This window comes from Streptomyces hundungensis (assembly GCF_003627815.1).
GTDB classification, from domain to species: Bacteria; Actinomycetota; Actinomycetes; order Streptomycetales; family Streptomycetaceae; genus Streptomyces; species Streptomyces hundungensis_A.
In genome coordinates this window covers 1,453,086-1,477,564 of record NZ_CP032698.1, presented here as the reverse complement: position 1 = coordinate 1,477,564, position 24,479 = coordinate 1,453,086, and the positions used below count along the sequence as shown (strand labels likewise).

Here is a 24,479-nt window from a genome sequence, read left to right as displayed (position 1 = left end):
TCAGTCGCCGGTCAGTCGGTGCTCACCTCGGTCCGGTCCCCGCCCCACAGCGTGTGGAACGAGCCCTCCCGGTCGGTGCGCCGATAGGTGTGCGCGCCGAAGAAGTCGCGCTGGCCCTGCGTGAGTGCCGCCGGGAGGCGCTCGGCGCGCAGCGCGTCGTAGTACGCGAGCGCCGCCGAGAAGCCCGGCACCGGCACGCCCTGCCGGGTCGCTTCCATGATCACCGCACGCCAGTCGTCCTGCGCCGCCCCGATCTCGTCGCCGAACCGCTTGTCCGAGAGCAGGCTCGGCAGATCGGGCTGTGCGTCGTAGGCGCCCCGGATCCGGTCGAGGAACGCGGCCCGGATGATGCAGCCCGCGCGCCAGATCGCCGCGACCGCGCCCGGGTCCACGTTCCAGTCGTAGGTCTCGCTGCCCGCCTGGATCTGGTGGAAGCCCTGGGTGTAGGACACGATCTTCGAGGCGTACAGCGCCTGCTCCACCTGGGCCGCGAAGGCCTCCGCCTCCTTCTCGCCCAGCGGGCTCACCGCCGGCCCGGTCAGGGAACGGGCTGCCTCGCGCAGTTCGGCGTGGCCCGAGAGGGAGCGGGCGAACACGGCCTCGGCGATGCCCGACACCGGGACGCCGAGGTCGAGCGCGATCTGTACGGTCCAGCGCCCGGTGCCCTTCTGCTCGGCCCGGTCCTGCACGACGTCCACGAACGGCTTGCCGGTCGCCGCGTCGACATGGGCGAGCACCTCGGCGGTGATCTCGATGAGGTACGAGTCGAGGCGCCCGGTGTTCCAGTCCCGGAAGGTCTCGGCGATCTTCGCGGGGGAGTAGCCCGCCACCGTACGCAGCAGGTGGTAGGCCTCCGCGATGAGCTGCATGTCGGCGTACTCGATGCCGTTGTGCACCATCTTCACGAAGTGGCCGGCCGCGTCCGGTCCCACATGGGTGACGCACGGGGAGCCGTCGGGGGCCTTCGCCGCGATGCGCTCCAGGAGCGGGCCCAGGGACTCATAGGACTCGGCGGAGCCGCCCGGCATGATGCTCGGCCCGTGCAGCGCGCCCTCCTCGCCGCCCGAGATGCCCACGCCCACGAAGTGGATGCCCCGCTCGCGCAGTTCGCGCTCCCGCCTGCGGGTGTCCTCGAAGTGGGCGTTGCCGCCGTCGATGATCACGTCGCCCTCTTCGAGGAGCGGGGCGAACTCCTGGATCACCGCGTCCGTCGGCTCGCCGGCCTTGACCATGATGACGAGCCGGCGCGGCCGTTCCAGGGCCGCCACGAAGTCTTCCGGTGATTCGGCCGCCACGAAGCTGCCCTCGGAGCCGAACTCCTCGACCAGCGCGCGGGTCTTGGCGGCCGTCCGGTTGTGCACGGCGACCGTGAACCCGTTGCGCGCGAAGTTGCGGGCGAGGTTGCGGCCCATGACCGCGAGTCCGGTGACGCCGATCTGGGCTGTTCCACTCATGCGTGTGCTCCTGGATCCTCGGGGTTCGCGGCGCCACGAGCGACCGTCACGGCGCGCGTTTGGCGCCCACCCTACGGAACCGGCCACGTCACACGGCATGGTCGGGATGCCCGACACGGAGCGGCGAAGGTCCCGGTCATGTCGAGGCCGGCGTTCCGCTTGTCCGATCCCTTGTCATGCCCCGTTCCCAGCCCCTATTTTGGCGGCTCTTGATGCCTTCGAGGGGGACTCATGGCCTTACGCGGCCGGCACCGCCGGTACCAGCCGAGCCGGATCAACCGGGCGTCCCTGACGGTCACGGCCGGCGGGGCGGGCATCGCCCTCCCCCTGATCGGCGCGGGCACCGCGGACGCGGCGTCCATCGACGTGTGGAACAAGGTCGCCGCCTGCGAGTCGACCAACAACTGGCACATCAACACCGGCAACGGCTTCTACGGCGGGCTCCAGTTCACCCAGTCCACCTGGGCCGCGTACGGGGGCCACCAGTACGCGGCGCGCGCGGACCTCGCCACCCGCGACCAGCAGATCGCGGTCGCCGAGAAGGTGCTCAAGGGGCAGGGCCCCGGCGCCTGGCCGGTCTGCTCGGGACAGGCCGGACTCACCCGGGGCGGTTCCGCGCCGCAGCCGGCCACACGGCACCGGGCCGAGATCCCCGCCCAGGCCGCCCACACCGAGGCGAAGCACGCGAGCGGATCGCCCGCCGTCCAGGCGCCCGCCGTACGCAAGGCCGAGCAGGCGAGCCCCACCAAGGTGCCGGGCCGCCGGGAGTCCTACACCGTGGTGCACGGCGACTCCCTGTCCGTGATCGCCGAGCGCGAACGGGTCGAGGGCGGCTGGCCGCATCTGTACGCCGAGAACCGCACGGTCGTCGGCGCCGACCCCGACCTCATCCGGCCGGGGCAGCGGCTGACCCTGCCCGGCGGCGCGCCCGCGAAGCCGACGACCCCGCCGAAGACCGTGCCGAAACCGGCCGCCAAGCCCCCCACGGCCAAGCACCCGACCGCCAAGCCGCCGGCGGCCAAGCCGGTCGCGAAGGCGCCCGTCACCTCGGCCGGGTTCACCGCGCCCGTCGACGCGCACCCCAGCACTCCGTACCACCGGGCCGGCGCGTCCTGGGCGAGCGGCTACCACACCGGTGTCGACTTCCCGGTGGCCACCGGCACCTCCGTCAAGGCGGTCACCTCCGGCACGATCGTCTCGGCCGGGTGGGGCGGCGCGTACGGATACCAGGTGGTGATCCACCACCCCGACGGCCGGTACAGCCAGTACGCGCACCTCTCCGCGCTCACGGTGAAGGCGGGCCAGCGGGTCAACACCGGCCAGCGGATCGGCCGTTCGGGCGCGACCGGCAACGCCACGGGACCGCATCTGCACTTCGAGATCAGGACCGGCCCCGCCTACGGCTCCGACGTGGACCCGCTGGCCTACCTGAGGGCCGGCGGCGTCGCGGTCTGATCCCGGCCGTCCCCCCGGCTCCCGGCGGCACCGGGCGCCGGGGCCGGGCCCGAGGTCATGACCAAGGGGCTGCGGCGGGCGGCGGCCAGCCGTTCCGTGGTGAGCAGGATCAGGCCGCCCGCCGCCACCACGCCGAAGCCGAGGGCGATCGCGGTGCCGGCCGGCCCGTACCGGAACGACTCGCCGAACAGCGTCAGCCCGACGGCCGCGGCCACCACCGGATTGACGACGGTGACGGTGGCGAGCGGAGCCGCGAGGCCCGCGCCGCGGTAGGAGGCCTGCGAGAGCAGCAGCCCCGCGGTCGCGAATCCGGCCGTCGCGAGCAGGACGGGCAGCTCCCCGAGCGGGAGGCCCGACTGCCAGTCCTCGGCGACGGACTTGGTCAACACGGAGGCCAGCGCGAAGGCGGCGCCCGCCGCGGTGGCGAGCAGCACGCTGCGGGTGGCCGCCCGGTGCAGGGCCCTGGACGCCACGAACAGCGCGGCCACCGCGGCGAATCCGGACGCGGCCAGGGTCAGCCGCGCTCCCATGGCGACCCCGCGCGCATCCGCCCCGCTCGTCAGCGCCAGGAGGCCCGCCAGGCCCACCGTGGCCATGACAGCGCCCCGCCACGCGGCCGCTCCGGCCCGGCGGTGGATGAACAGGGCCGACATCGGCAGTGCGAAGACGATGGTGAGCGCGCCCATCGGCTGGACCAGCGTGAGCGGGCCGTAGGCGAGGGCCGCGACATGCAGGGTGGCGCCGAGCCCGTTGAGCGTCACCGAGCCCCACCACGCCGGGCGGCGCACGGGGGCGTACGCGCTGGTGGGGGCGGACGCGGCGACGCGCTCCTGCACGATCGCCGCCGCCGCGTACGCGACGGCGGAGACCAGGGACAGCAGCACGGCTAGGACAAGGGCGCTCATGGCTACCACGATGTCTCGTTGCGGACCCTGTGTCGTCGTCCCTGAGCACCGATTGCCGCGTACTCCAGAAGGAGTAGGGGGCTACGACCAGAGTCGTCCCAGATATCGGACTTTCAGTAAATCCGCAGCTCAAAAGGGACGTCAAGGGGATCGGAAGATCGGCTTCCCGGCAGCCGGGGCGCAGTGGCAGGGGATCGGGGAACGTCCCTGCCCGCAGGGCGGAAACCGGCCACCGGTGCCTTCGTGCCACAGTGACACGAACTGACAGCGGACATCGCGCGGGCGACTGACCATGGGGCGGGCGAGGGCGTTGACTCCACAAGAGCTGGCACAAGCGTCGTCGATCGGAGGGTTCTTCGCCCTGCGGACCGGGCGCGCCGAACACCCCGGGGTGCCGTTGGCCGCCGTGTACGCGGGACGGACGGCGCCCCTCACGTCCCGCATCGACACCGTCGCCGCCCGGCTGCGCGCCCCCGAGCGCAGGGTCGCCGCGTCCATCGCGCACCTGGGGCTCGCGGCCCGGCTCTGGTCGATCGCCCTCGGCCCGGCCGCCCTCCACGGCGCCGTGCCGGACCTCACGGCGGACCGGCTGTCCTGGGACGCCGGGCGGAGCAGCCCGGACGACCTCCTGCTCGCGCCCGGGGGCGAGGCCCGCGAGGCCACCGTCGAGTGCCTGGTGGAGACCGTGCTTGAGGGCCATCTCGCCCCGCTCGGTGAGGCGGTCCGCCGCGACACCCCGGTCTCGGCCGCGCTGTTGCGCGGCAACGCCGGTTCGGCGCTGGCCGGCGCGGTGCGCGAACTCCACGGCTGGGCACGGAAGGCGGGCCGCCCGGAGGTGGGGGAGCGGGCCCGGGCCCTGGGCGCCGCCCTGTTCGCCCACCCCGCTCTCGCCGACACCGGCACCCTCGCGTTCGCGCCCGGTCCCGCGTTCCGCAGGCGAAGCTGCTGCCTCTACTACCGCTGCCCCGACGGCGGGCTCTGCGGCGACTGCGTCTTCGAGCGCCCGCCGAGAAGGGCCGACGGTCCGAACTGACCCTTCCCCTGGACTGTCAGGATTCCTTGACACGGCTCAGGCTGTCAGGGCACCCTGACACTCATGGGAGCTGAGGACACCCCGGCCTCGCTGGCCGGACAAGTCACCAACAAGGACCCCGCCGTCGGGCTCGCGGCGGTCGTCGCGCTGCGCCGCCTCCTGGAGGAGCTGGAGCGGCTGCACGTCGACAACGCCCGGGACCAGGGCTGGTCCTGGCAGACCATCGCCACCTCGCTGCACGTCAGCAGGCAGTCGGTGCACGAAAAGCACGCAGGCAGGCGTAAAGCCACCGGCAAGGAGGAGTGAAGGTGTTCGAGTTTTTCACCGAGCGTGCCAAGCAGGCGATCGTGGCCTCGCAGGACGAGGCGATCGCCCTGGGCCACGACTTCATCGGCACCGAGCACATCCTGCTCGGACTCGCCGCGACCGAGGACAGCACCGCCCGGGAGGCCCTGATGGCGCGGGGGGTCGAGGTGGAGCGGCTCCGCGCGGAGACCGTACGGATCCTCGAAGCGGCCGGGGTGGCGAGCACGGGCGGCCGGCCCGCCAAGGACGCCCTCGCCTCGATCGGCATCGACGTCGAGGAGATCAAGCGCCAGGCCGACACCGCCTTCGGGCCGGGTGCCTTCCAGTACCCCCGGCCCGCGTACACCCCCCGCGCCAAGAAGGTCCTGGAGGCCACCCTCGGCGAGGCCAGGGCGCTCGGCCACGAACGTTTCGGCACCGAGCACATGCTGCTCGGACTGCTGGCGGCCGGGGACGGAGGCCGGGGCGCCGAGGTCCTCGCCGCGCTCGCGGTGGACCCGGCGGGACTGCGGGAAGAGGTGCTGGCCAGAGTCGCTCCCGGCGCCGCGTAACCCCCGGCCCGTGCTTCCCGTCCGCCCGCTGCCGGGCCCGCACCAGGGGTCCGGCAGCGGGCGGTTTGGTCCCCGGGCGTGTCGCTCCGTACCATGGCGCTTTTGGGAACTTGAACAACACGACTGATCGAGGAACGCGGCAGCGATGACGGTGACAGAGGACTTCCAGGACCAGGAGCACGGTCCCGGTGTCGACGAGCGGCCCGGCCAGGGCGTCGACCAGGACTTCGGCCCCGGCATCGACCCCGAGCGGCTCGCGCTCTGCCTGAGCGTGCTGGCGGAACTCGACCAGATCGACGTCGACCACCCCGACGCCATCGCCGTGCGCCGCGCCACCGCCGGCGTGTACCGGACCGTTAAGCAGCGCCGCCGCCAGGAGCGCCGCGCCGCCAAGACCGCCCACGACCGGGCCGTCACCGAGGCGACCGCCACCGGCTCCGCCGAACGCATCGACGACGAGACCGAGGGCCTGCTGCCCAGGTCGTCCGTGACCGGCGAGATCGCGGGCATACTCCAGCGCCCCCGCTCCTGCTACATCTGCAAGGCCCGCTACGTCGAGGTCGACGCGTTCTACCACCAGCTCTGCCAGAAGTGCGCCGCCGAGAACCGCGCCCGCCGTGACGCCCGCACCGACCTCACCGGCAAGCGCGCCCTGCTCACCGGCGGCCGCGCCAAGATCGGCATGTACATCGCGCTGCGGCTGCTGCGCGACGGCGCGCACACCACCATCACCACCCGCTTCCCCAAGGACGCCATCCGCCGCTTCAAGGCGATGGAGGACTCCGGTGAGTGGATGCACCGCCTCGAAGTCGTCGGCATCGACCTGCGCGACCCCGCCCAGGTCGTCGCCCTGGCCGAGCAGACCGCCGCACAGGGCCCCCTCGACATCCTGATCAACAACGCCACGCAGACCGTGCGCCGACTGCCCTCCGCCTACGCCGCCCTGGTCGACGGCGAGAGCGCACCGCTGCCCGCCGGGGAGCTGCCCGCCCACCACGTCATCGGGGCCTTCAACTCGGGCGCGGTCGACGGCCTGGCGGCGCTTCCCGTCGGAACGTCGGGCCTCGACGCCCAGCGGGTCGCCGACCTCGCCCTGGTCGCCGGCAACGCCAGCATCGCCAAGCACCACGACGGCACCGCCCTCGACGCGGGCGGGCTGCTCCCGGACGTCGTGGACACCAACACCTGGGTGCAGTCCATCGACCAGATCTCCCCGGTCGAACTGCTCGAAACCCAGCTGTGCAACTACACCGCTCCGTTCATCCTGATCAGCAGCCTGCGCCCGGTGATGGCGGACGCGGCCCGCAAGGCGCCGAAGGGCCGCGCCTACGTGGTGAACGTGTCCGCGATGGAAGGCGTCTTCAGCCGCGGCTACAAGGGTGCGGGGCACCCCAACACCAACGCCGCGAAGGCCGCCATGAACATGGTCACCCGCACCAGCGGCCAGGAGATGTTCGAGAGCGACAAGATCCTGATGACGTCGGTCGACACCGGCTGGATCACCGACGAGCGCCCCCACCACGACAAGCTGCGGCTCGCCGAGGAGGGTTTCCACGCCCCCCTCGACCTCGTCGACGGCGCGGCCCGGGTCTACGACCCGATCGTGCGCGGCGAGCTCGGCGAGGACCTGCACAGCGTCTTCCTCAAGGACTACGCACCCGGCAACTGGTAGGGCACGGCCGCCCTTCTCGATCCGCTCCCAGGGGCGGCACGCACCCGCGTGCCGCCCCTGCGGCGTTCCCGCCCGAACGGCGGCCACACCGCGCGGTCGGCGTGTCCCGGACCGTCACCGCAATGGAGTACCCACACCGCCTTTCCGGCGCGCGGCGGCCGCGTTCCTCGGCAGATCATGGCGAAGGAACATCGGGCTGAACGCCCGGCCAAGGAAAGTTGACGCAAAGGAAGTGGCCCTATCGAGCGCAACCGCGCTCATTTGGTTACTCTGGTGCGAACGGTAGCCACAGCGGGTCCACCAACCCTCGAGGCCCGTTCCGGATCCGTCCCACAACCTGTGGCCGTGATGCGGACAGAGAGCCGGCGCCACCGCGTCAGAACTGCCCTTGCCCCTGCCTTCGGGCGCACACCGGGTCGGAGATCGACGCAGGCCGGAACGCCCAGGGTTACGCGACCCAGAGGAGTGCGCGGTGACACCAGAGACCACGGAACGCGAACGACGAACACCGGAACGCGGTGCCGAACGAGCGGGACGGACCGACAAGCTCCGCAACATCGAGGTGTGGGCCCGCTCGGCCCCCATCCGCCTCGCCGGCTACGAAGAAGACCTCGCCGAGCCGCACATCCTGCCCGGCATCGACTGACCCGCCTTACACCACCGGTCCGTGTCCCCGCACCAGCGGGGGCGCGGACTCGTGCGTAGAACGCCGAGCGAAACCTCGAACTCCCGGGGCCCGCACGGCAGATGAAGGCGACCTTCCGCGGCCCGCCCCGCACGGCACATGACGGCGAACTCCCGCTGCCCGCACGGCAGATGACGCGGCGTCAGGCACCTGAGGGCGGGGCGTCAAGCGCGCGAGGGCGCGGCATTCGTCGCATCGGAGCATCGGGCGCATCGGGCACTGTCGCCCGGGCGCGCCGCACGGCACGATGACCGGATGTCCCAGACACCCGGTGACACCACCGCCTTCCACGACCTGTCCTCCTTCCTCGCGATCCCGCGCGTCAACCAACTCGCGCTCTCGCCCGACGGAAAGCGCCTGGTGGCCGCCGTGGCGGCCCTCGACTCCGAAGGCACCCAGTTCGTGTCCGGCCTGTGGGACATCGACCCCGAAGCGATACGCGAACCCCGCCGCCTCACCCGCTCACCCAAGGGCGAGTCCGCGCCCGCCTTCGGCCCGGACGGCACCCTGTACTTCCTCTCCGCCCGCCAAAACGGCGACCCGCACGCGGCGAAGGAGACCGAGGAGGCCGCCGCGATCTGGGCGCTGCCCGAGAGCGGCGAGGCCGCCCTGACGGCCCGCCACCCCGGCGGCATCGCCGGGTTCACCCTCGCCAGGGACCACCTCACCCTCGCCTACACCGGCGGGCTGCTGCCCGGCGCCGCCGACGCCGAGGCACACGCCAAACTGCGCGCGGACCGGGCCGACGCCCACGTCACCGCCGTCCTCTATGAGTCCGGGCTCACCCGGTACTGGGACAGCGACCTCGGCCCCGACGAGCGGCACACCTTCGTCCGCCGGGGCCACGACGGCCACGGGTCACCCGTCGACGCCGGCGGCCAGGGCTTCGTGAGCGAGGCCGAGACCGCCCTGTCGCCCGACGGCACCCGCGTCGCCCACACCCGCTTCGTCCACGGCCCCGTGCCCGACCGCAACCGCACCGTCGTCGTGGTCGCCGACGCCACCACCGGCGAGGAACTGCGCGTGGTCGAGGACGACGACCACGTCCACAGCGCCCCGCTGTTCACCTCCGACGGCGCCGGCCTCATCTGCACCCGCCAAGTCCGCGAAACCTATGAGCGGCCGTACCGCTACACCCTCGTCCACGTCGACCTGGCCAGTGGCGAGCAGAGCGAACTCCTGCCGGACTTCGAGAACTGGCCCATCGGGGCGGTGGTCTCACCGCGCGCCGAGGACGCCACCCTCTGGTTCGCCGCCGACGAACTCGGCCACTCTCCCGTCTTCCGGCGCGACGCCGACGGCACCGTCACCCGGCTCACCGCGTCCGGCACGTACACCTCACTCTGCGTCGCACCCGACGGCCGCACGCTCTACGCGCTGCGCAGCTCGGTCGCGAGCCCGCCCACCCCGGTCCGCCTCGACGCCGCCGCGCCCGACCAGGAGCCCGCCGCGCTCAAGGCACCCGGCGCGGCCGGCCGGCTGCCGGGCACCCTGACCGAGGTGCACACGGTCGGCGGCGACCAATTCCCGCTGCGCTCCTGGCTGGTGCTGCCCGAGGGCGCGTCCGCCGAGCGGCCGGCGCCGCTGCTCGTCTTCCCGCACGGCGGACCCGAGACCTCCTGGAACGCCTGGACCTGGCGCTGGAACCCGTGGCCCTTCGCCGCCCGCGGATACGCGGTCCTGCTCCCCGACCCGGCCCTGTCGGCCGGCTACGGCCCGCGGATGCACGAGCGCGGGTGGGGACAGTGGGGCGGGCGGCCTTACGACGATCTGATGCGGATGACCGACGCCACCGAGGCGCGCCCCGACATCGACGCCACCCGCACCGGCCTGGCGGGCGCCTCGTACGGCGGCTACCTGGCCAACCGGGTCGCCACCCTGACGGACCGCTTCAAGGCGATCGTGTCGCACGCCTCGATCTGGGACCTGCGGAGCTTCGAGTCGGACACGGACGTCCCGGACTACTTCCGGCGCATCTTCGGCCACCCGCTGACCCGGCCGGAACGCTACGAGGAGAACTCGCCCTTCCTCGCGGCCGACCGCATCCGCACCCCGATGCTGGTGGTGCACGGAGGCAAGGACTACCGGGTCCCGGTCGGCCAGGGCAGGGCACTCTTCCAGGAACTCCAGCGCCACGAGGTCCCCGTCAAGTTCCTGTACTTCCCCGACGAGGGCCACTGGATCCTCGCCCCGAACCACGCCCGCCTCTGGTACTCGACCCTGCTGAACTTCCTCGACCACCACGTCCTGGGCAAGGAGTGGGAACGGCCCGCGATGGTGTGAGGGGGCCCGGGGGTTCGCCCGTTCTGCCCCCGTCCGTTTGCGTGCGGTGCGCGCCCGCGGCACACAATGAGGGGCAACTCGGGGCGTACAGGTGGGAGATCCACGTGCCCTCGACCCTGCGCAAAATCGCCACTGCCGCCGCCGTCCTCGCCGTCGGCTCCTTCGCCGCCGGATGCGGCGGCGGCGCCAACGGCGCGGACAGCGAGCAGGACCTCAACCTCCAGCCGATCGCGGCACAGGGGCCGGACCCGTTCACCGAGTCCACGGCCGAGTCGACGGCGACACCCACCCCCGCGGTCCCGCCCGGCGCCGGGAGCGGCACCCCGGCGCCGAGCCTCCGTTCGGTCCGTACCGTCACGGGTTCCACGCCGGGCCTGTACGGCGGCACCCAGTCCGTGGCGAGCTGCGACGTGGAGAAGCAGATCCGCTTCCTCGGCGGCGACCGGGCCAAAACCCGGGCCTTCGCCGACGCCGCCGGCATCGACCCGGGCTCCATCCCCAGCTTCCTGCGCGGCCTGACCCCCGTCGTGCTGCGCGTGGACGCCCGGGTCACCAACCACGGCTTCCGCGACGGCTCGGCCACCAGCTTCCAGTCGGTGCTCCAGGCCGGCACCGCCGTGCTGGTCGACGACCACGGAGCGCCGCGCGTGCGATGCGCCTGCGGGAACCCGCTGCGGCCGCCCAGCGCCCACCAGGGCGGTTGGAAGGACAAGGGCACGCCGTGGCCCGGCTACCGGGGTGACCGCGTCATCGTGGTGCGGCCCACCACGGTCGTCATCAACACCCTCATCATCGTCAACGTCACCAACAACACCTGGATCGAGCGCAAGAGCGGCGACGACGGACGGCACGACAAGCGGCGCCCCGACATCCACATCGACCCGGCGAAGCCCCCGGTCCCCGAGCCGCCGTCACCGCCGGCCAGCCCGAGCACCTCGCTGTCGCCGAACACGTCGCCGTCACCGAGCCCCGACTGCCCGACGCCGACGCCGACCGTGACGGTCACCGAGACGCCGAGCTCACCGCCGCCGTCCGCCCCACCGTCCTCGCCGTCCCCGCAATCCGCCCCGCCGTCCCCGCAGAGCCCGCCCGCGTCGAGCCCGAGCGGCTGCCCGAGCGCCACCAAGACGGTCACCGCGACGCCCGAGACGCCCGCGCCGAGTTCCTCGCCGCCCTCCCCGCTGGTGCCCCCGGACACGGGCGCGCCCAGCGACCTCCCCTCGCTGCCCTCCGACATGCCGAGCGGCCCGGAATCCGACCCCTTCGGACCGTCACCGGAGTCGGAGAACGTCTGAGACGTACGCACCGCGGTCACCGGCACCCTTCGCCGGTGACCGGGGCGCGTTCGACACGGGGGAGTGACGAGGGCGCCCCGGAAAGACGGACCAAGGGGCCCATATAGGCTGCGTTCTTCGCCTCGTCGTCCCTCGTCCAGCAGCCGGGAGAGCCCTGTCGTGACCGTCACCGTCGACCTGCCCGAACCGTCCGCGCCCCCGCTCGCCGAAGTCCACGCCGACGTGGCGCGCGACGCCCGCGCCTTCGGCGCCTACGCCCGCACCGGCGGCTGGGCGTTCGCCCTCAAGGTGGCGCGCAGCGTCCGCCCGGGCGGACAGGCGGCCGGTGAGACGCCCAAGATCTCCGCCAAGGAGTTCAGCGTGCTCGCCGGCTGCTCGGCGGAGCGCGTCATGCGCTACTACAAGGCGTGGGACAAGGCATCCGACGACGGACTCGTCCCGCTCTTCGAGGCGCTCGCCCCGGGCCAGGACGTCGAGCTGCCCGACGCCGACGTATGGCTCACCTACTACGCCTCCCGCTCCAGCGCGACCTCCGAGCGGGGCACCGCCATCACGGCGGCCGCCGAGGCCGAGGGCATCCGGCCGACCAAGGCGCTGGAGGTCGCCGAGAACCCGACCGCGCTGCGCGCCGCGATCCTCGCCGACCCCGGCACCGCCCAGGCGGCCCGCTCCGCGCTCCTGGACCGCCTCAAGGACGACCCGGCGCTCCAGACCGAGCTGGCGCGCGACATCGCCCGCACCGACGAGCTGAAGAAGGCGGTGGCCTCCGAGACCAGGGCCGCCGACCGCATCGGCTACGTCCGCCAGATCGTCGAGAACGGCCAGATCCGCACGCCCGCGGGGCAGACCGTCGACGCCCCCGCCGACCTGCGCGCGGAGGCCGAGCGGCATCTGTCGCTGCTCGACGAGCTCGACGGCTCCGAAGAGAGCGGCGAGTGGGCCACCGAGGCGTACGACACCGTCAAGAACCTCGTGGCGCAGGCCGTGGAGGCCGATCCCGAGCTGCGCGTCCAGGAACGCCGCACGAAGTTCTACAGCAGCCTCCAGCGGGCGACCAAGGTGTTCGAGGAGCTCACGCTCGACGACGCCGACGACATCTACGAGGACGACATGGTCCAGCGCCTCGAAGACCTCCAGGCGGCCATCAACACCTGCATCACCGCCCTGCGCAAGGCGTCCCCGGCCCACTGAGCCGTCCGGCGGCCCGCCCGTCCGCTTCCCTGATGCGCGCGCTGCGGCCTGCGCCTAGCGTGGCCCCATGGACGCGGGTACCGGGGGCGGAGGGGCGGGCGAACTGTGCCACTGCGGCGAGCCGGCCGGCGACGAGGAGTGCCGCTTCCTTCACTCCTACGGCCGAGACCTGCGGATGGGCAGCTTCGACTGGGACCTCGGCACCGGCCTGATGCACATGGACGCCGCCGCGCTCGACGTGTTCGACCTGCGGCCCGACGAATACGACAACCGGCCCGAGACGCTGGCCGCCCGGGTGCCGCCCGCCGAGTCGCTCCGGCTCGACGCGCTCGTCTCGCAGGCGCTGAAGAACGGCAGCGTCAACTACGGCGTGTACTTCCGCATCCGGCGCCGGGACGGCGGTCTGCGCTGGACCCACACCCAGGGCTTCGTGCGCCGCGACGACAGCGGCCGCCCGCTGCGCATCATCGGCGTCGTCCGCGACGCCACCCAGGAACTCGCCGAGTCCACCGCGCGGGTCGGCCTGGACGCCGAGCGCCGCCGTACCACCAGCGTCGTGGAGGCCACCACGGCCGCCCTCGCGCACGCCAGGACCGTCAAGGACGTCATCGACGTCATGCGCGACTCGCGCGGCCCCGAGTACCTGGGCGCCACCAGCCTGGTGATGGGGCTCCTGGAGGCCGGACGCATCCATCTCATCGCCGAGGGCCCCGAAGGTAGCTTCGTCCCCGGCACCCGGTGGACCCGCGTCGACGAGCAGTACCCGATGAGCGAGGTCGTCCGCACGCTGGCACCCCGCTTCATCGAGTCGCCGGAGGACTTCGCGCAGTCCTACCCGGGCCTGTGGCCGAACATCAGCGGCCTCGGCATCACCTCCGCCGCCTACCTGCCGCTGATCGCCCAGGCCCGCCCGATCGGCGCGATCGGCCTGCTCTACAGCGACAAGCGGGGCTTCAACAGCGACGAGCGCAACCTCCTTGTGGCGCTGGGCAGTTCGATCGCCCAGTCCCTCCAGCGCGCCATGCTGTACGAGCAGGAACACGACCTGGCCGAGGGGCTCCAGCAGGCGATGCTGCCGCGCCGCATCCCCGAGGTGCCCGGCGCCCAGCTCGCCGTGCGCTACCGCTCGGCACGGTTCGGCCGGGACATCGGAGGCGACTGGTACGACGTGATCCCGCTGCCCGGCGGCCGGGTCGGGGTGGCCATCGGCGACGTCCAGGGACACGACACGCACGCCGCCGCCGTGATGGGCCAGCTCCGCATCGTGCTGCGCGCGTACGCCGCCGAGGGGCACACCCCGGCCACCGTGATGGCGCGGGCCTCGGTCTTCCTGCACGAACTGGACACCGAGCGCTTCGCCACCTGCACCTACGCCGAGGCCGACCTGAGTACCGGCGTGCTCCAGATCGTGCGCGCGGGACACGTCGACCCCCTGGTCCGCCTGTCCGACGGCAGCTGCCACCGGCTCCCGGTGGAGGGCGGTCTTCCGCTCGGGCTCTCCGCCGAGTTCGGACGGCTCGAATACCCGGTGTCGACGATCGAACTCGACCCGGGCCAGACCCTGTTGCTCTACACCGACGGACTCGTGGAACAGCCCGGCGCCGACCTCGACGACGGCATGCGTCTCCTCGCGTCCCTGGTCCGATCCGGACCGGAGGACCTCGAAGCCCTCGCCGACCGGCTGTGCGACGTGGTCGACGAGCGGGCCGGCGACGACGACGTGGCGCTGTTGCTCCTGCGCCGGTGCGCGATGGAGGTGCCGCAGGGCGGCGGCAGACTCCGTCAGCACGTGGCGCAGAACGACCCCGAGGCACTCAGCTCCTCGCGGCACATGATCCGCGCGGCGGTCCGCGCCTGGGGCGCCCGCGAGCGGTCCGACGAGATCGAGCTGGCCGCCGACGAGCTCATCACCAACGCCCTGATGCACACCGACGGCGGGGCGATCATCACCATCCGGGTGCTGTCCGGGCCCGAGCGCCGACTGCGCGTCGAGGTGGAGGACCGCTCCAGCGCCCTGCCGCGCCGCCGCGAGGCCGGCGCCTCGGGGGTGTCCGGGCGCGGCCTGATGCTGGTGGACCGGCTCGCCGACGTGTGGGGCGTGGAGTCGCGCGGCAGCGGCAAGTGCGTGTGGTGCGAGTTCGTCGTCCCGCAGCGCGACGCCGGCCGCTGACGGAAAGCTCCCTCCCGTACGTGGCGACGGCCGTACGGGATCGCCGGCCGTACCGGGCCCGTAGCCGTACGGGGGCGACGGCAGGACCCGCCCCGACCCGGGCCCGCACGCCGCGGGACCCGCCCCGGCCCGGGTCCGCACGCCCCACCCCTCGGGCCGGTGCGGCTCGCTCAGTGGGGGCGGGCGGGGCACCCTGGTACGTATGCCGGAACTTCCCGAAGTCGAGGCCCTGCGGGAATTCCTCTCCGACCACCTGGTCGGTCAGGAGATCGCGGGCGCCCAGCCCGTCGCGATCAGTGTCCTGAAGACCTACGACCCCCCGTACACCGCCCTGGCCGGCCGCACCGTCACCGGCGTGGCGCGGCACGGCAAGTTCCTCGACCTCGACGCCGACGGGCTTCACCTGTGCGTCCACCTCGCCCGGGCCGGCTGGCTGCGCTGGCACGACGTGCTGCCCGCCGCCCCGCCCAAACCCGGCAAGGGCCCGCTCGCGCTGCGGGTCGCGCTCACCGGCGGCGCGGGCTTCGACCTCACCGAGGCGGGCACCCGCAAGAGCCTCGCCGCCTACCTCGTCCACGACCCGTCCGAGGTCCCCGGCATCGCCCGGCTCGGCCCCGACCCGCTCGCCCCCGACTTCGGCCGCGACGCGTTCGCCGCGCTGCTCGCGGGGGAGCGGCGCCAGCTCAAGGGCGCGCTGCGCGACCAGTCCCTCATCGCGGGCATCGGGAACGCGTACAGCGACGAAATCCTCCACGCGGCCCGGATGTCCCCGTTCAAGCCCGTCGCCCATCTCACCGACGAGGAGACCACCGTGCTGTACGAGGCGATGCGCACCACCCTCGCCGAAGCCGTCGAGCGGTCGCACGGGCTGGCGGCCGGCCGGCTCAAGGCCGAGAAGAAGAGCGGGCTCCGCGTGCACGGCCGCACCGGGCAGCCCTGCCCGGTCTGCGGCGACACCGTCCGCGAGGTGTCGTTCGCCGACTCCTCGCTCCAGTACTGCGCCACCTGCCAGACCGGCGGCAAGATCCTCGCCGACCGGCGCCTGTCGAAGCTGATCAAGTAGCCACGGCCGGGACCGGGGCGTCCCACCGCGGCGACTCACCGCGGCGTCTCGGCGCGGCGACTCAGCGCGGCGCGATCGTCGCAAGCCGGGTGCCGTCCGCCGTCCGCACCTCGAACCGTGCGATGGCGCCCTGGGCCAGGCCCGCGGAGCCCCGCATCCGCACCGGCTGCCCGCTGCGGTCCGCCCAGGTCGCCACCGTCTGACGCGTGCCGTCCCGGCCCACCGCCACCAGCGTGCAGGACGCCGGCGCCGCGCCCGTGAGCCCGAGCTCCACGTCCGTACCCCACTCCTTGGGCGCGGTCACCAGCGTCGCCGTCACCCCGGGCGCGTGCGCGGCCACCTTCCACCCCGGCGCCGCCGGCTCCAGGACCACGCCGACCCCGCCCGCCACCAGCACCGCCGCGGCGGCCACCAGGGCGAGCCGCGCCGCCCGGCCGCGCCGGCGCCGCCCGGCCACCGCGGCCAGCATCCGGTGCAGCACCTCGGGCGACACCGGGCCGACGGGATCCGGCCGGTCCGCCGCGTACGCGGCGAGCAGCGCCGTCACACCGCCGAACTCGGCGAGCAGCGCCCGGCACGGGGCGCATCCGGTGAGGTGCTCCTCGAAACGGAAGACGTCGGCGGCGCCGAGCACACCGAGGGCGTAGGCCCCGGCGTCCCGGTGGATCTGCGGCGAACTCATGCCGTCAGGTACGCACACCGCGGCCGGAACGCTCAGGACGGCGCCGGGCCCCCCGCGGGGCCCAGGCCCTAAACTCCGGCCCCATGCTGCGCGTACTGGCGGTCGACGACGAAGCCCCCGCCCTCGAAGAGCTCCTCTATCTGCTGCGCTCCGACCCCCGCGTCCGCTCCGCCGAGGGCGCGACCGGCGCCACCGAGGCGCTGCGGCTCATCGGCGCCGCCCTCGAAGCGGGCGAGGACGGCGAGCGGGGCGTGGACGTGGTTTTTCTCGACATCCACATGGCCGGCCTCACCGGACTCGACATCGCCCGGCTGCTCGCCGGTTTCGCCCGGCCGCCGCTGATCGTCTTCGTCACCGCCCACGAGGGCTTCGCCGTGCAGGCCTTCGACCTCAAGGCCGTGGACTACGTCCTCAAACCGGTGCGCGGTGAGCGGCTCGCCGAGGCGGTCCGCCGGGTCGCCGAACTCGTCGGCGACCGCGCCGCCACCGTCCAGGAACCCGACCAGATACCCGTCGAACTCGGCGGCGTCACCCGCTTCCTGCCCATCGACGACATCGTGTACGCGGAGGCCCAGGGCGACTACGCCCGGCTGCACACCGCCCGCGGCAGCCATCTCGTACGGATCCCGCTGTCCACCCTCGAAGAGCGCTGGCGCAGCCGGGGCTTCGTCCGCATCCACCGCAGCCACCTCGTCGCGCTGGACCGGATCGACGAACTCCGCCTGGACGCGGGCAGCATGAGCGTACGGGTCGGCGACGCCGAACTCCCCGTCAGCCGCCGCCACGCCCGCACCGTCCGCGACCGGCTCCTGCGGCGCACCAGCCGCTGACCTGGCCTTCCCCGACCGTGCTGTGCTGCGTACACTCCGCGCCATGTCCGCAGAGCAGGCGGCGCGCCGCGAGCGGGTCACGGGGGAGCCGAGGACGGCCCGCCCGCTGCCGCGCCACCGCGCCCAGTCCGAGATCGACGAGCAGACCGCGCTCGGCGGGGCCTATGTGCGCTCGCTGATGCGCGGCCAACTCCGGGCCGCGCTCACCGGGTTCGCGGTGCTGGCCCTCACGGTCGCCACCCTGCCGCCGGCCTTCCGGGCCCTGGACGACTCCGCGGTCACCTGGTGCGTGCTCGGCTTCGCCGTCTACGGGCCGCTCGGCCTGATCGCCTGGTGGTACGTGCGCACCGCCGAGCGCAACGAGCGCGACTTCGCCCGCCTGGTCGCCGACCGCCCGACGGAGGGCCGCCCGATGGAGGGCCGCTCGATGGAGGGCCGCCCGACGCAAGCCCGCGCACCGGAGGGCCGTCCGCCGCACGGCCGCCCGACGCAAGCCCGCGCACCGGAGTCCGGCCGCGCGAACCCCCGCCCCGATCACGGCAGTTGTACCTCGTGAGCCAGACGTACGCTGTCGTGGCGGTGACCACCGTCGTGGTCGCCACCGTCCTCGTCGGCGGGTTCGGGCTGCGCATCTCGCGCACCACTTCCGACTTCTACGTCGCCTCGCGCACGGTGGGTCCGGGCCTCAACGCGGCCGCCATCAGCGGCGAATACCTCTCCGCGGCCTCCTTCCTCGGTGTCGCAGGCCTTGTCCTGGTCCAGGGCCCCGACATGCTCTGGTACCCGGTCGGCTACACCGCCGGCTACCTCGTGCTGCTGCTGTTCGTCGCGGCCCCGCTGCGCCGCTCCGGGGCGTACACCCTGCCCGACTTCGCCGAGGGACGGCTCGAATCGCGGGCCACCCGCCGGCTGGTCAGCGTGTTCGTCGTCGGCGCGGGCTGGCTCTATCTGGTGCCCCAACTCCAGGGCGCGGGGCTGACGTTGAAGATCCTGACGGGGGCGCCGGGCTGGCTGGGGCCGGTCCTGGTGGCGGCCGTCGTGGTCCTGGCGGTGGCCGCCGGAGGCATGCGCTCCATCACCTTCGTCCAGGCCTTCCAGTACTGGCTGAAGCTGACCGCGCTCCTCATACCCGTGTTCTTCCTGGTCCTGGCCTGGCGGGGCGACGGCGCGCCGCGCCCGGTCTACGACGAGCCGGCCGCCCTGCGCCACCAGCAGACCGTCCGCTTCGCCGACACCCTCACCCTGCGCCTCACCGAGCCGCTGCCCGTCCACGCCGACGGCACCGTGGACGGACGGCGCCACGACGGCGACGCCCTGACACTGCGGCCGGGCGAGCACCGGGTGGAGGCCGGCACCCGGCTCGCGCTCGCCGCCCGAACCCGCGTCCCCGGCAGCGCGGCCCGCACCGAGTACCCGCTGTACGCCACCTACGGGCTGATCGTGGCGACCTTCCTCGGCACCATGGGCCTGCCCCATGTGGTGGTCCGCTTCTACACCAGCCCGGGCGGCCGCGAGGCGCGCCGTGCCACCCTCGTCGTCCTCGCCCTCATCGGCGCGTTCTATCTGCTGCCCCCCGTCTACGGGGCCCTCGGCCGGCTGTACGCCCCCGAACTCGCCCTGACCGGTGACGCCGACGCCGCGGTGCTGCTGCTGCCCGAGCGCCTGGTCGGCGGCGCCGGGGGCGATCTGCTGGGCGCGCTGGTCGCCGGTGGCGCGTTCGCCGCGTTCCTGTCGACGGCCTCCGGGCTCACCATGGCGGTCGCCGGAGTCCTCACCCAGGACGTGCTGCCCTCGCGCGGCGTACGCCACTTCCGGCTCGCCACCCCGCTCGCCATCGCCGTGCCGCTGCTCGGCGCGCTGCTGGTCAGCCAGGTGCCCGTGGCCGACGCGGTCGGGATGGCGTTCGCGGTGTCGGCGTCCTCGTTCTGCCCGCTGCTCGTGCTCGGCATCTGGTGGCGGCGGCTGACCCCGCCGGGCGCCGCCGCCGGTCTGGTGCTCGGCGGGGGCTCCGCGCTGGTGGCCGTCGCCGCCACCGTCCTCGGGCTCGCCCCGCCCGGCCTCGCGCACGCGCTGCTCGCCTGGCCGGCCGTCTGGTCGGTGCCGGTCGGCTTCCTCGCCATGATCGGGGTGTCGCTCGCGACCCCGGGCCGGGTCCCGCCCGGCACCAATGCCGCCATGACCCGCTTCCATCTGCCCGAGGCGCTGGCCGGTAGGGGAGGCGTCCACCGATGACCCTGGCCGCGCTGCTCTTCCTCGGCCCGCTGCTCGCCGGCGCCGGCTTCCTGCTGGGCCGGCGCTCCGCCCGGCAGGGACGCATCAGCGATGTCGGAACCCCCGTCGAGCACGCCACCTTCGAGACCCTGCACACCGCCTCGCTCGCCGCGCCCCCGCTGCGCGCCGGGCTCACCGCCGAGGCCGCCCGCAAGTCGGCCCGGGGCCTGCGCTCCCTGCTCGGCACCGACGCGCTCTGCCTGACCGACCGCGACACCATCCTGACCTGGGACGGCGCGGGGGAGCAGCACCACAGCGCCCAGGTCATGGACCAGACGACGGCGCTGTTCGACACCGGCCGCGACAAGGCGTTCACCCTGGGATGCGACGACCTGGACTGCCCGCTGCGCTGGGCTGTGGCCGTCCCGCTCACCGTCGACCACCGGGTGCTGGGCACCCTGATCGCCTACGCGCCCCGCGAGTCGGCGGTCCTGGCGCGGGCGGCCGGCGAGGTCGGGCGCTGGGTCTCCGTACAGCTCGAACTCGCCGAACTCGACCGCTCCCGAACCCGGTTGATCGAGGCCGAGATCAAGGCCCTGCGCGCCCAGATCTCCCCGCACTTCATCTTCAACTCGCTCGCCGCGATCGCCTCGTTCGTACGGACCGACCCCGAGCGCGCCCGCGAACTCCTCCTGGAATTCGCCGACTTCACCCGCTACTCCTTCCGCCGCCACGGCGACTTCACCACACTGGCCGACGAACTCCACTCCATCGACCAGTACCTGGCCCTGGTGCGGGCCCGCTTCGGCGACCGGCTCTCCGTCACCCTCCAGGTCGCGCCCGAAGTGCTGCCCGTCGCCCTGCCGTTCCTCTGTCTCCAGCCGCTCGTCGAGAACGCCGTCAAACACGGCATCGAGGGCGCGGTCACGGCGGGGCACATCACCATCAGCGCCCTGGACGCGGGCAACGAGGCCGAGGTCGTCATCGAGGACGACGGCGCGGGCATGGACCCGGAGCGGCTGCGCCGCATCCTGCGCGGTGAGGACGGCGCCTCCGGCGGCATCGGTCTGCTCAATGTCGACGAACGGCTGAGGCAGGTCTACGGCGACGCCTACGGCCTCGTCATCGACACCGGCCTCGGCGCGGGCATGAAGGTGACGGCCCGCATCCCCAAATACCGTGCGGGCGTCCATAGTTGAGGCCACGCAAGGTCCATAGTTGACGGCGCGTCAGAACAAGTGGATCGCCAAGTGACCGAGCGGCAGGCCCAGTTCCCAGGCGGGGGTCCAGACGCGGGGCTCGTCCTCCTCGGCGCACGGGTCGACGGCGCCCGGCACCACCGCGTCCAGATCCGCCGCGAGCAGCTCGGTCTCCTCCAGCCACCGCCAGGCGGCCCGCGCCATCTCCAGATCGGGCCCCTGGTCCTGTTCGCGGTCCAGCCTGCGCAGCCGGGCGCAGATCCAGCGCCGCCAGGGCCGCCCGGCCGCGGTGAGCGAACTCCACTCGTCGAGCCGCGCCACCACCCGGGCCCCGCCGACCGCCCCGTCGGACAGGAAGATCGTCAGGGCCAGGGCATTGCGCCCGGCCCGGAACTCCAGTGTCGTCGGCGGCATCAGATCGCCGGTACGCAGCAACTCGTCGGCGATGTACTCCGCGTACATCCATGCCATCGGCACCACCAGCTCGTCACCGCTGGTCCCGCTACTTCCCTCCGGACGCATCCTGTCTCGCCTCTTTCATCGACCGTCCCGGCGCTCCCGGGGAGCTCCAGGGAGCATTGAACCGGGGGCGCGTGCCCGCCGTGGCCAGAAGGGCAGGATCCGTCACACGACACGAGGTGCTCATGCATGTGCGGCAGCTGTTGGGCGCGTACGTCCTGGGCGCCCTGGAGCCCGGCGACGACCACGCCGTCGCCGCGCATCTGCGCCGGTGCGCACCATGCCGAACCGCCTACCTGGAGCTCGCCGAGGCGCCCTCGCTGCTCGCCCTGCTCACCGAGGCGGACCTGGAACCCACCGAGGAGAGCCCTTCGGGACCTGACGCAGAATAGCCGGGCAGCACCCGGGCCAGTGCGCGCAAGGCGTAGTACGAACGGGACTTGACGGTCCCTGGCGGCACACCGAGCACTTCGGCCGCTTCGTTCACGCTCAGGCCCCGAAAGTACAACTGCACCAGCACCGCCCGGTGTTCAGGTGTGAGCGACCTCACGGCGGAGCGGACGTCGAGAGCGGCGGCGCAGCGCTCGGTGTGGTCGCCGGATTCCGCCGTCGCGAGCAGCACCTCGTCGCCGACCTCGGCCGGCCGGGCGAGCCGGCCGCGGCGCGCGTCGATGGCGAGCCGCCGCGCGACCGTGAACAGCCAGGGCCGCATCGAGCAGTAGGGCGCTTCGAAGGCCTCCGGGTGCTGCCAGGCCCGTACCAGCGTCTCCTGGAGCAGGTCCTCGGCGCGCTGGCGGTCGCCGTAGGTGAGCCCGAGCAGGAAGTGGAGCAGGGCGGGGCCGTGTGCGCGCTGCAACGCGGCCAGCTCCCGCTCGGGGGTGTAGCGCCGTATGTCCGAGACCACCGTCGTCACCGTGTACGCCCTTTCCCCGTGACCCGTGAACCAGCGGTATCCGAGCGCATGGCAGGGGGCGGCGACAGCGGTCGCGCCAGGCGCTGCGACAAGCGGTCGAACCGAGCGACGAGTGGTACGGCGAGCGGTCGCGGACGCGGGGCGGGAGGCGTGTCGGGTGCGTCCGATCCAGCGGTCTTTCGTCGTATGAACGGCTTTTCGGCTTGACCGGCCGGTTCTCGCGGGGTGGATTTCGGACACACGCCCGCCCCCGACCGACGGAGTCCGACGCCGATGCCCATGCGGAAGCCGACCCAGCGCGCCCGACAGGGGGCGGCGGCCCTCGCGGTCCTCGCGCTCGCGGCCACAGCGGGATGCGGCGGCGGGCAGCGGCCCGCACAGCCCCCGGCCCATCGGGACGCCCAGCACTCACCGGCCTCGGGCGCCGCGTCCGCCCGGCACCCCTTCACGCTCGTCGCGACCGGCGACGTACTCCCGCACGACTCGACGATCGAGCGCGCCAAGTCCGATGCGCAGGACGGGGGTTACGACTTCCGGCCGATGCTGGCCGGGGTCAAGCCGATCATCTCGCGCGCCGATCTGGCGATCTGTCACATGGAGACCGTGTACGGCCCCGACGAGGGCCCCTTCACCGGCTACCCGGCCTTCACCTCCCCGCCCCAGGTGGCCGCCGCGCTGAAGGACGCCGGGTACGACTCGTGCTCGACCGCCTCCAACCACACCCTGGACGACGGCGCCGACGGCATCGCCCGCACCCTGAAGGCCTTCGACAAGGCGGGCCTCTCGCACACCGGCTCGGGACGCACCGCGCAGGAGTCGGCGCGCCCCGCGCTGATGACGGCCCGGGGCGCCAAGGTCGCGCAGCTCGCCTACACCTATGACACCAACGGGTACCCGATGCCGGACGGGCAGCCGTGGGCGGTCCACCTCATCGACCAGAAGAAGATCGTCGCCGATGCCCGGGCGGCCCGCGCCGCGGGCGCCGACGTGGTGGTCGTCAGCCTCCACTGGGGCACCGAATGGCAGACGGAGCCCGACGAGCGACAACTCGCCCTCGGCAAGGCCCTCACCGCCTCCAGGACCGGTGGCCGGCCCGACATCGACCTCATCCTCGGCACCCACGCGCACATCCCGCAGGCGTACGAGAAGGTCAACGGCGTCTGGATCGTCTACGGCGAGGGCGACCAGGTCGCGGGCGAGATGTTCAACGACACCGGCGAGCGCGACGCCCGCGGCAACATGAGCTCCATCGCCCGCTTCACCTTCGCGCCACCGGTGCGGCCCGGGGCGCGCTGGGAGGTCAGCCGGGCCGAGTTCGTACCGCAGTGGATCGACGTGGAGCGGGGCCGTGTGATGAGCCTGCCCGAGGCCGTCGCCGCGTCACCGGAGCGCGAGGAGTACGCCGAGGCGCTGGACCACATCCGTACGGCCGTCCTCAGCCGGGGCGCCGCGAAGGACGGCCTGAAGATGTCCCGCTGAACGCGCTCAATACCTCACGGGTGCGGACGGTGACCTGACACGGCGTACGACACCCCCGCGACCGGCCTCGGCACCACCGCGATCGGCGTACGACACCACCGCGGCTGTCCTACGACGCGACCGGCCTCGGCACCGCGACTGGCCTACGGCACCACCGTGACCGGCCAGCGGCCCGCCTTCACCAGCCGCACGGCGACCGACCCGACGATGCGGTGCCCGGCCGACTCCGAGACGCCCACCACGACCGCGTCCGCCTTCAGCTCGTCGGCCGCGGTCACCAGGCCGGAGTAGGGGTCGCCGCGGAAGGTGTGGAACTCCCAGCGCACGTCCCAGATGCCCCGCACCCGCTCGGCCGCCGCCCTGATCTCCGCGACCAGGCCTTCGGCGATCTCGACGGTGGCGTCGGTCACGGGCGCGCCGAGCGCGGCGCCCGCCGCAAGCACGGGCTGGACGTAGACGAGGGCGAGCAGGGCGTTCTGCCGCCGGGCGAGGCCACTGGCGTACGCCGCGGCCCGCAGGGAGGAGTCCGAGCCGTCGACGCCGGCGACGATCACCTTCGGGCCGTCGGTACCGCGTTCGAAGCGCTGGGACTCGGGGTGGGGCTGGGGCCGCTGCTCTGTCACGCCCCGAGGCTAACGGGCCC

The 24,479-nt window shown here is 73.3% G+C and carries 22 protein-coding genes and 1 pseudogene; 17 read left to right on the top strand and 6 right to left on the bottom strand.

Going from position 1 to position 24,479, the window contains the following annotated elements:
* Window positions 1-11: 11 nt before the first annotated feature.
* Entirely contained in the window at window positions 12-1,454 is a 1,443-nt protein-coding gene (gene gndA, locus DWB77_RS06620) for an NADP-dependent phosphogluconate dehydrogenase (RefSeq protein WP_120720353.1), read from the bottom strand.
* Window positions 1,455-1,685: 231 nt separating this feature from the next.
* Here gndA and DWB77_RS06615 point away from each other — a divergent pair, with 231 nt between their 5' ends.
* The gene (locus DWB77_RS06615; RefSeq protein ID WP_120720352.1) at window positions 1,686-2,909 is read left to right on the top strand and encodes a transglycosylase family protein; all 1,224 of its coding nucleotides are present in this window, start codon (window positions 1,686-1,688) and stop codon (window positions 2,907-2,909) included.
* Here DWB77_RS06615 and DWB77_RS06610 read toward each other — a convergent pair.
* On the bottom strand, window positions 2,879-3,814 hold the full coding sequence (locus DWB77_RS06610; RefSeq protein WP_120720351.1) for a DMT family transporter: 936 nt from the start codon (window positions 3,812-3,814) through the stop codon (window positions 2,879-2,881). The two genes, DWB77_RS06615 and DWB77_RS06610, sit on opposite strands and share 31 nt — an antisense overlap.
* Window positions 3,815-4,106: 292 nt before the next feature.
* On the opposite strand from DWB77_RS06610, the gene DWB77_RS06605 reads away from it, so the two are divergent.
* From DWB77_RS06605 to DWB77_RS06565, 10 genes are all read left to right on the top strand, one after another.
* Window positions 4,107-4,847, top strand: a complete 741-nt coding sequence (locus DWB77_RS06605) for a (2Fe-2S)-binding protein (protein ID WP_120720350.1) — start codon at window positions 4,107-4,109, stop codon at window positions 4,845-4,847.
* 63 nt (window positions 4,848-4,910) lie between these two features.
* Entirely contained in the window at window positions 4,911-5,153 is a 243-nt protein-coding gene (locus tag DWB77_RS06600) for a hypothetical protein (RefSeq protein WP_120720349.1), read from the top strand.
* Between the two features lie 2 nt (window positions 5,154-5,155).
* A complete protein-coding gene (locus DWB77_RS06595) occupies window positions 5,156-5,704 on the top strand; it encodes a Clp protease N-terminal domain-containing protein (RefSeq protein ID WP_120727451.1) in 549 nt (182 codons plus the stop codon).
* A 145-nt stretch (window positions 5,705-5,849) separates the two neighbouring features.
* Complete coding sequence (locus DWB77_RS06590) at window positions 5,850-7,376, top strand: SDR family NAD(P)-dependent oxidoreductase (RefSeq protein WP_120720348.1); 1,527 nt, start codon at window positions 5,850-5,852, stop codon at window positions 7,374-7,376.
* A gap of 472 nt (window positions 7,377-7,848) precedes the next feature.
* Entirely contained in the window at window positions 7,849-8,022 is a 174-nt protein-coding gene (locus DWB77_RS37640; RefSeq protein ID WP_162952459.1) for a hypothetical protein, read from the top strand.
* Window positions 8,023-8,316: 294 nt separating this feature from the next.
* Window positions 8,317-10,344, top strand: coding sequence for an alpha/beta hydrolase family protein (locus DWB77_RS06585; protein WP_120720347.1), 2,028 nt, complete (start codon window positions 8,317-8,319; stop codon window positions 10,342-10,344).
* Window positions 10,345-10,448: 104 nt separating this feature from the next.
* Window positions 10,449-11,639 carry a DUF6777 domain-containing protein gene (locus DWB77_RS37635; RefSeq protein WP_162952458.1) on the top strand — a complete coding sequence of 397 codons (1,191 nt, stop codon included), beginning with the start codon at window positions 10,449-10,451 and terminating at the stop codon, window positions 11,637-11,639.
* A 159-nt stretch (window positions 11,640-11,798) separates the two neighbouring features.
* Complete coding sequence (locus tag DWB77_RS06575) at window positions 11,799-12,830, top strand: hypothetical protein (protein WP_120720346.1); 1,032 nt, start codon at window positions 11,799-11,801, stop codon at window positions 12,828-12,830.
* Window positions 12,831-13,005: 175 nt separating this feature from the next.
* On the top strand, window positions 13,006-15,000 hold the full coding sequence (locus tag DWB77_RS06570) for a SpoIIE family protein phosphatase (RefSeq protein WP_120727449.1): 1,995 nt from the start codon (window positions 13,006-13,008) through the stop codon (window positions 14,998-15,000).
* A 202-nt stretch (window positions 15,001-15,202) separates the two neighbouring features.
* Entirely contained in the window at window positions 15,203-16,063 is an 861-nt protein-coding gene (locus tag DWB77_RS06565; RefSeq protein WP_120720345.1) for an Fpg/Nei family DNA glycosylase, read from the top strand.
* Between the two features lie 61 nt (window positions 16,064-16,124).
* Here DWB77_RS06565 and DWB77_RS39245 read toward each other — a convergent pair whose 3' ends face one another.
* Complete coding sequence (locus tag DWB77_RS39245) at window positions 16,125-16,745, bottom strand: zf-HC2 domain-containing protein (RefSeq protein ID WP_120720344.1); 621 nt, start codon at window positions 16,743-16,745, stop codon at window positions 16,125-16,127.
* A gap of 83 nt (window positions 16,746-16,828) precedes the next feature.
* On the opposite strand from DWB77_RS39245, the gene DWB77_RS06555 reads away from it, so the two are divergent.
* From DWB77_RS06555 to DWB77_RS06540, 4 genes and pseudogenes are all read left to right on the top strand, one after another.
* Complete coding sequence (locus tag DWB77_RS06555) at window positions 16,829-17,575, top strand: LytR/AlgR family response regulator transcription factor (RefSeq protein WP_120720343.1); 747 nt, start codon at window positions 16,829-16,831, stop codon at window positions 17,573-17,575.
* Window positions 17,576-17,618: 43 nt separating this feature from the next.
* Window positions 17,619-17,972: pseudogene (locus tag DWB77_RS06550) on the top strand (hypothetical protein); the annotation flags it as partial.
* A gap of 155 nt (window positions 17,973-18,127) precedes the next feature.
* The gene (locus DWB77_RS06545) at window positions 18,128-19,807 is read left to right on the top strand and encodes a cation acetate symporter (RefSeq protein WP_120720342.1); all 1,680 of its coding nucleotides are present in this window, start codon (window positions 18,128-18,130) and stop codon (window positions 19,805-19,807) included.
* The gene (locus DWB77_RS06540) at window positions 19,804-20,985 is read left to right on the top strand and encodes a histidine kinase (RefSeq protein WP_120720341.1); all 1,182 of its coding nucleotides are present in this window, start codon (window positions 19,804-19,806) and stop codon (window positions 20,983-20,985) included. The genes DWB77_RS06545 and DWB77_RS06540 overlap by 4 nt, the downstream gene beginning before the upstream one ends.
* Before the next feature lie 30 nt (window positions 20,986-21,015).
* Here the strand turns inward: DWB77_RS06540 and DWB77_RS06535 are convergent, their stop codons facing one another.
* Window positions 21,016-21,507 (bottom strand): hypothetical protein, encoded by a 492-nt coding sequence (locus tag DWB77_RS06535; RefSeq protein ID WP_120720340.1) that lies wholly within the window; start codon window positions 21,505-21,507, stop codon window positions 21,016-21,018.
* Here DWB77_RS06535 and DWB77_RS39440 point away from each other — a divergent pair.
* Window positions 21,450-21,836: a zf-HC2 domain-containing protein gene (locus tag DWB77_RS39440; RefSeq protein ID WP_342777925.1), complete on the top strand. Its 387-nt coding sequence runs from the start codon at window positions 21,450-21,452 to the stop codon at window positions 21,834-21,836. The two genes, DWB77_RS06535 and DWB77_RS39440, sit on opposite strands and share 58 nt — an antisense overlap.
* Here the strand turns inward: DWB77_RS39440 and DWB77_RS06525 are convergent.
* On the bottom strand, window positions 21,737-22,357 hold the full coding sequence (locus DWB77_RS06525) for a sigma-70 family RNA polymerase sigma factor (RefSeq protein WP_246033434.1): 621 nt from the start codon (window positions 22,355-22,357) through the stop codon (window positions 21,737-21,739). The genes DWB77_RS39440 and DWB77_RS06525 overlap by 100 nt on opposite strands.
* Window positions 22,358-22,636: 279 nt before the next feature.
* Here DWB77_RS06525 and DWB77_RS06520 point away from each other — a divergent pair, with 279 nt between their 5' ends.
* The gene (locus tag DWB77_RS06520; protein ID WP_428985106.1) at window positions 22,637-23,836 is read left to right on the top strand and encodes a CapA family protein; all 1,200 of its coding nucleotides are present in this window, start codon (window positions 22,637-22,639) and stop codon (window positions 23,834-23,836) included.
* A gap of 143 nt (window positions 23,837-23,979) precedes the next feature.
* Here DWB77_RS06520 and DWB77_RS06515 read toward each other — a convergent pair whose 3' ends face one another.
* Window positions 23,980-24,459, bottom strand: a complete 480-nt coding sequence (locus tag DWB77_RS06515) for a universal stress protein (RefSeq protein WP_120720338.1) — start codon at window positions 24,457-24,459, stop codon at window positions 23,980-23,982.
* Between the last annotated feature and the right edge of the window lie 20 nt (window positions 24,460-24,479).